Origin of the sequence: uncultured Gimesia sp. (genome assembly GCF_963972345.1) — a bacterium.
Classification (GTDB): domain Bacteria; phylum Planctomycetota; class Planctomycetia; order Planctomycetales; family Planctomycetaceae; genus Gimesia.
The window spans coordinates 1-4,627 of the sequence record NZ_CAXAVM010000310.1 but is presented as its reverse complement, the minus strand read 5'-3'; the positions used below and the strand labels follow the sequence as shown (position 1 = coordinate 4,627).

Annotated in this window: 6 protein-coding genes; 5 read left to right on the top strand and 1 reads right to left on the bottom strand. The window is 51.1% G+C overall.

Annotated elements, in window-relative coordinates; translation table 11 throughout:
• The coding region (locus AACZ40_RS28200) for a hypothetical protein (protein ID WP_339676914.1) at positions 1-207 on the top strand (207 nt) is incomplete at its 5' end.
• Positions 208-232: 25 nt separating this feature from the next.
• Here AACZ40_RS28200 and AACZ40_RS28195 read toward each other — a convergent pair.
• Positions 233-901: an isochorismatase family protein gene (locus AACZ40_RS28195; protein WP_339676911.1), complete on the bottom strand. Its 669-nt coding sequence runs from the start codon at positions 899-901 to the stop codon at positions 233-235.
• A 327-nt stretch (positions 902-1,228) separates the two neighbouring features.
• Here AACZ40_RS28195 and AACZ40_RS28190 point away from each other — a divergent pair, with 327 nt between their 5' ends.
• From AACZ40_RS28190 to AACZ40_RS28175, 4 genes are all read left to right on the top strand, one after another.
• Entirely contained in the window at positions 1,229-2,773 is a 1,545-nt protein-coding gene (locus AACZ40_RS28190; protein ID WP_339676908.1) for an arylsulfatase, read from the top strand.
• A 180-nt stretch (positions 2,774-2,953) separates the two neighbouring features.
• Positions 2,954-3,322 (top strand): potassium channel family protein, encoded by a 369-nt coding sequence (locus AACZ40_RS28185; RefSeq protein WP_339676905.1) that lies wholly within the window; start codon positions 2,954-2,956, stop codon positions 3,320-3,322.
• Between the two features lie 45 nt (positions 3,323-3,367).
• Positions 3,368-4,243 carry a polymorphic toxin-type HINT domain-containing protein gene (locus AACZ40_RS28180; protein ID WP_339676903.1) on the top strand — a complete coding sequence of 292 codons (876 nt, stop codon included), beginning with the start codon at positions 3,368-3,370 and terminating at the stop codon, positions 4,241-4,243.
• A gap of 9 nt (positions 4,244-4,252) precedes the next feature.
• Positions 4,253-4,552 (top strand): hypothetical protein, encoded by a 300-nt coding sequence (locus AACZ40_RS28175; protein ID WP_339676900.1) that lies wholly within the window; start codon positions 4,253-4,255, stop codon positions 4,550-4,552.
• Positions 4,553-4,627 lie beyond the last annotated feature (75 nt).

Here is a 4,627-nt window from a genome sequence, read left to right as displayed (position 1 = left end):
GACCCCGCCGTAAAACAGCAAAAAGCCGAACAGGCCCGGCGCGCAAAAACGGTCGAAGAACTCAAGGAACTGGGCCAGAAAATGCATGCGGATAAAACCATTGATCCTACAGTAGATCCAATTGCGGCTGAGTCCCAACAGGATGAAGCGGACTCCAGTAAAAGCAACAGAGGTCAGATCCTGAAACAACGAGACCAGACCCCTTAGTTCTCGCCTCACCTGTAAATCTCGCCTATTGGAACTTGTCCATCTTCGTCTCAGGGCCAGCGTTGACCACCGCCTGCGCTTTTGTGAAGCTTTCGATCAGGCATTTGTATTCCGGACAAATATGGTCTGAAAGAATTTCGGCAAACTGTGAGCCTTCCGCCCGGTTCCAGGTTCGCATCAGTTCGCCGACGATGGCGAACGTATCTGTCGGAATTGCTCCCGCCTGGGCGACGCGGGCGATGGTGATATCGGTTGCCATTTTGCTCCAATTGCCGGAAGCATCGACGACACAATACGCCTTGTAGCCTGCCTGAACTGCGCTGACGGCAGGAAACGCCATGCAGACACTCGTCAATGTGCCCGCAATGATCAGTGTCTTTCGTCCGGTCTGTTCGATCGCTTCCACAAACGGAGGATTGTCCCACGCGTTGATCTGCCCCGTTCTCGGAACATATTGCGCATGGGGAGCGTACTTGTCGATTTCCGGGATCAGGGGCCCATTGGGGCCGTCTGGCACGGAGGCGGTTGTGATGACCGGGATCTTCAGCAGCGAAGCAGTCTTCGCCAGAGCAATCACATAATTCCGCAAATCGGGAATGGGGATATCCCTGACCGTATTGAACAGTCCACTCTGATGATCAATCAGCAGCATGACGGTGTCTTCCGGGTCGAGCATTCCATTGGTGGCGGCCATAGTGTTGGTCCTTGTTGTGAAAGAGAGGAAAGGTCGAGTGCGGCTTCCGGAACGCAACCCCGCCGCACGTACTTTGAATTGTATTGCTGCAATGAAGCCATTGCAAACAGGGCGAATGATAGAGAACACAAAAAAGCTGCCAGATCCAAGCGAGCGAAATCCTGTCTGGTAAACCATAGGATCGCCGATCTCGACAGATCAGAATCGATTCTCCTGGATTTTTGCAGACAGACTGCTTGAACTGTATATTTCCTTCCGTTTCCGGTAGCTTAAAAGAACATCACGATATCAATTCATTCCCTGCAAAGAGTCGCTTCTGAGGAAAACATGATGCGAAGTCCCTTTGTTATCCTGGCCTTTAATTTCACACTGTTGTTATTCTCTGCATCGCCCGCACCAGCTGTGGCGGATCAGTCACCTCGGCCCAACGTCGTAATCATTCTCGCCGATGACATGGGGCTGGGGGATGTGACGGCGCTCAACAGACAGAGCCGCATACCGACTCCCCATCTGGACAAACTGGCGCGGCAGAGTCTGGTGTTTACCGACGCGCATGCCGCGGGCTCGTATTGTGTGCCTTCCCGCTATGGTCTGCTCACCGGTCGCTACATGTGGCGGACCCGGCTGGGATCGGGGGGCAACCTCGCTAACTTCGCCGGCACACTGATTGAACCGGGACGCAAGACGGTTGCGAATCTGATGCAGGACGCCGGTTATCAGACCGGACTGGTGGGCAAGTGGCATCAGGGGCTCGACTGGAAACTGCATGACGAAAGCGAGCGGGAACAGATTCGCGTCGATCCCAATTACCAGAACTTCAAAAACATTGACTTCGCTTTCCCCGCATTAAAGGGACCGAAAGATTATGGCTTCGCCTACTCGTTCGGCACCGCCGGTTCCGCGGAGATGAACCCGGCAGCGTTCATCGAGAACAATCGGGTCACCGTGATTCCCACGCTTACGACGAAGCAGGCGAAGAAAATACACGGCGAATGGTTTGGCCGGGATGATAACATCATTGCTGAGGGGTATACGATGGATCGCCTGGTGCCGACGCTTTCGCACAAGGCGTGCGAGTTTGTTGAGACCGCGGTTCGTACGAAACCCGATCAGCCGTTCTTCCTGTATTATGCGATGACGACGCCCCACAATCCGATTGTTCCCAACCAGGAATTCGTCGGCAAGAGCAAGGCAGGTACGTACGGAGATTTCATCGTTGAACTCGATCACCACGTCGGCAGACTGCTCAGTAAACTCGACGAACTGGACATCGCAGACAACACGCTGTTATTCTTCACCAGCGATAACGGCCCCGTGGATCGGACGCGCGGCTATCCGCAGCGCTGGGTACGGGGTGATACGCAAATTTACGGACACGACAGTACCGGCGACTGCCGTGGCTGGAAGGGAGGCCTCGAAGAGGGCGGTCACCGCGTGCCGTTTCTTGTCCGCTGGCCTGATAAAATCAAGCCGGGTGAACGGTGTTCGACAACGATTGTCTTCAACGATGTCCTGCCCACGCTGGCGGAGATATTGAACGTCAAGTTAGACAGCAACACTGCTGAAGATGGCGTCAGTTTCTATCCGGCGCTCACAGGCGCAGCACGGCCCGTTTCCTTTCACAAAGCGATCATCCACAATCACCACAACGGCACCTTCGCCGTTCGCCAGGGATCTGACAAGCTGATGATCAAGGGACCGAAAACCATTGAAGAAGTTCTAAACGAGCGTGTTCCGGTGACGTTTCAACTGTACGACCTGGATCAGGACATTGCCGAGTCGACCGATGTTGCAGACAAACATCCCGAGAAAGTCAAACAGATGCACGCGCTGTTGAAGCAATACGTGAAGGCAGGTCGCAGCACTGATTGACGCTGAGAACTCAACGACCTTGTTCTGAACTTGAGTTGTTTGGGTAAGCTTGCTGGAGAGGGGGCAGGAACATATCTTATCTCTACAACACGTCATCCGGATCGAATTCCCATCAGCGTCAGTCAGACTTTTGCCTGTCTGTGATTCTCTTTCTCATACTTGCAAAATGAAAAGTGCCCCATGCTAAGACACATGATCGAAAAGCGTCTGCCTCTGTTCCTCGAATTTCTCTCTGCGTTCAGGCGATATGCATCTTACATTCAGGAGATCTTTTTCGCGTTGCTGCTGATTCTCCTGCTGGGAGCGATCCTGATCTGGAAGTATGAGAACATTGAATTCGGCGATGCGCTCTACTTTACCTGCATCACCGGATTGACGATTGGCTATGGTGATATCACTCCCGAGACGGTGATCGGGAGAGTCGTGAGCATCGGGATCGGACTGGTCGGCATGCTGGTGGCAGGACTGACAGTGGCGATTGCGACGCGTGCCCTGAATGATACAGCGGTGCGACATTTTGAAATCGAGCGTGAAGATCAGGCTTCCTAATAAAAAAGGGGTCAGGACTCAATTAATAAGAGTCCTGACCCCTTAATGTCTCCAAAACTGGACGGCACAAAGGCCCGCGTACAACTCCTGCGTCCGGATCTCTGGTTAAGTCTGCATCATGCTGCTGTGGGAGAGACCATTTATATTTCCGTCCCCGAATGTGGCATCGACGGAAATGCGCAGGTTCTTGCGATCGCGAATTGCCCCCCCATAGCCGCGAACCCTGGCCCTGGTTTCCAGATCGTCACCGGCACGTTCCAGCACGAAGCCGCTCAGACACTGGATATCTCGGTTGAGGATGAATTAAAACCGATCGGCACGACACCCAATCACCCCATCTGGAGTGTTGATCGGGAAGCCTTCGTCCGGGCCGACAGCCTGACTGTCGGCGAGAGACTGCAAACCCTGAACGGCATCGCCCGTATCACTAACATCACCGCTCGCGGCCCCCCGGAACCGGTATACAACCTCGAAGTTCAGGTCAAACACACCTACTTCGTTGCTGACTCTGGTGTGCTGGTACATAATGGTAGGACCTGTTTAAGGGCAGTAACTTCAGAGCAAGCAGACGCGATTCGTGCTGGTAAAGGAATCACAAAACCACTTCCTGCACATAGGACAACACCTACCCAACATGTAGGAGGAACTACTCATAGCAGAGACCCTTGGACATCCGCGACTTTTCGTGAAGAGTCCGCAAACTATTTTGCGACTCGTGGTGGAAGAAGACCAGCAAACTCAATTATCGAAATTGATTTATCTAAAATATCACCTGAAAATATTCTTGATGTTTCTACATTAGCTAAAGCAGCTGAACATCTAAAAACTCCGTTTACAAGGTATGCAGCAGCATTCCATGAAGAAATATTGATTTATGGAGATATTCCAGCAGATGCAATTCGTTTCTTTTTACCAAAATAAGATTGTTATATGTTAATTGAACTCAAAGAGCGTATTCTCTCAAATTCTTTTGTAGATAAAGTCCGAACACATCTGAATTTTGATGATGAAGAGTACCAACAGTTGCGAATGGCTTTGATTGAACTCGCTAAATCTCTTCAGGGAAGTTCTGTCATTGATAGAGAGTTAATGATTTATCTTTATTCTGCTCCAATGATTGTTCGAAATTCATATGAGAGCTACCCGGAAAAAAGTGATAAAATAGCACAGCAGTTAGAAGATGCATGGATAGAATTGGACCGTCTTGTTTTGGAATGTCTAGTCGATTGAAATAATGTAACCGTCTCACGAAACTTTCAATTACCCACAACTTTTTAGTATTCGTATGTCACTATCGCGGTGATT

Bases quoted from the DNA above. Each gene is read 5' to 3' on its own strand.
- AACZ40_RS28190 (WP_339676908.1), top strand. From the start codon at position 1,229: ATGATGCGAAGTCCCTTTGTTATCCTGGCCTTTAATTTCACACTGTTG.
- AACZ40_RS28175 (WP_339676900.1), top strand. From the start codon at position 4,253: ATGTTAATTGAACTCAAAGAGCGTATTCTCTCAAATTCTTTTGTAGAT.
- AACZ40_RS28180 (WP_339676903.1), top strand. From the start codon at position 3,368: ATGTCTCCAAAACTGGACGGCACAAAGGCCCGCGTACAACTCCTGCGT.
- AACZ40_RS28185 (WP_339676905.1), top strand. From the start codon at position 2,954: ATGCTAAGACACATGATCGAAAAGCGTCTGCCTCTGTTCCTCGAATTT.
- AACZ40_RS28195 (WP_339676911.1), bottom strand. From the start codon at position 901: ATGGCCGCCACCAATGGAATGCTCGACCCGGAAGACACCGTCATGCTG.